The sequence below is a fragment of the Pseudomonas sp. GV085 genome, assembly GCF_003050925.1.
In the GTDB taxonomy this organism is placed as follows: domain Bacteria; phylum Pseudomonadota; class Gammaproteobacteria; order Pseudomonadales; family Pseudomonadaceae; genus Aquipseudomonas.
In genome coordinates this window covers 1-1388 of sequence record NZ_QAOV01000041.1, presented here as the reverse complement: position 1 = coordinate 1388, position 1388 = coordinate 1, and the positions used below count along the sequence as shown (strand labels likewise).

Below are 1388 nucleotides of genomic sequence, written 5' to 3'. Positions count from 1 at the left end.
AATCTCAGCGACGGCAGCAGCCCCGACACGCCGGCCCTGACCCAGAGCGGCACCTTCACCGTCACCGCCCTCGACGGTGTCACGACCCTGACCGTCGGCGGCATCGCCGTGGTCAGCGGTGGCGTGGCTGCCGGCTTCCCACAATCGATCACCACCCCGTTGGGCAGCACCCTGACCATCACCGGGTTCAACGCGGCGACCGGGGTGATCAGCTACAGCTACACCCTCAACGATAACGAAGCGCATCCGACTGCCAACGACGCCAACACGCTGCCTGAGCAGTTCGCCGTCACCGTGGTCGATGACAACGGCACCACCGCGACCGGTTCGCTGGACGTCAACATCGTCGACGACCTACCCACTGGCGTGGACGACAGCAACGCCAGTACCGCCTCGGAAACCCTGCTGACGCTCAACGGCAACGTACTGAGCAACGACGTGCAAGGCGCCGACCAGGTGACGCTCGGTGAAAACACCGGCCCGATCACCCCCGGCACTTTCACCGGGACTTACGGCACCCTGGTGCTCAACGCCAACGGCACCTACACCTACACGCTGAACACCAGCGATGCCGACTTCAAAGCCCTGCACGGCGGTGGCTACGGCAGCGAAACCTTCACCTATACGCTGACAGACGCCGATGGCGACAGCAGCACCGCGAACCTGGTGCTGCAGATCCACAACAACGATGACCCGGACACGATTGGCGGTTTGAGTGCTCAGGGTGCTGAACTCACCGTCTTCGAGAAAAACCTCAGCGACGGCAGTGCACCGGATGCCACGGCGCTGACTCAGAACGGCACCTTCACCGTGGTCGCGCTGGACGGTGTCACGACCCTGACCGTCGGCGGCATCGCCGTGGTCAGCGGTGGCGTGGCTGCCGGCTTCCCACAATCGATTATCACCCCGTTGGGCAGCACGCTGACCATCACCGGGTTCAACGCGGCGACCGGGGTGATCAGCTACAGCTACACCCTCAACGATAACGAAGCGCATCCGACTGCCAACGACGCCAACACTTTGCCTGAGCAGTTCGCCGTCACCGTGGTCGATGACAACGGCACCACCGCGACCGGTTCGCTGGACGTCAACATCGTCGACGACGTGCCCACTGGCGTGGACGACAGCAATGCGAGTACCGCCTCGGAAACCCTGCTGACGCTCAACGGCAACGTACTGAGCAACGACGTGCAAGGCGCCGACCAGGTGACGATCGGTGAAAACACCGGCCCGATCACCCCCGGCACTTTCACCGGGACTTACGGCACCCTGGTGCTCAATGCCAATGGCACTTACACCTACACGCTGAACACCAGCGATGCCGACTTCAAAGCCCTGCACGGCGGTGGCGACGGCACCGAATCCTTCACCTACACCCTCACCGACTC

The 1388-nt window shown here is 63.4% G+C and carries 1 protein-coding gene; it reads left to right on the top strand.

Going from position 1 to position 1388, the window contains the following annotated elements; translation table 11 throughout:
* Positions 1–1388, top strand: a 1388-nt coding sequence (locus C8K63_RS29980) for an Ig-like domain-containing protein (protein WP_218279809.1), incomplete at both ends; no start/stop codon positions are given.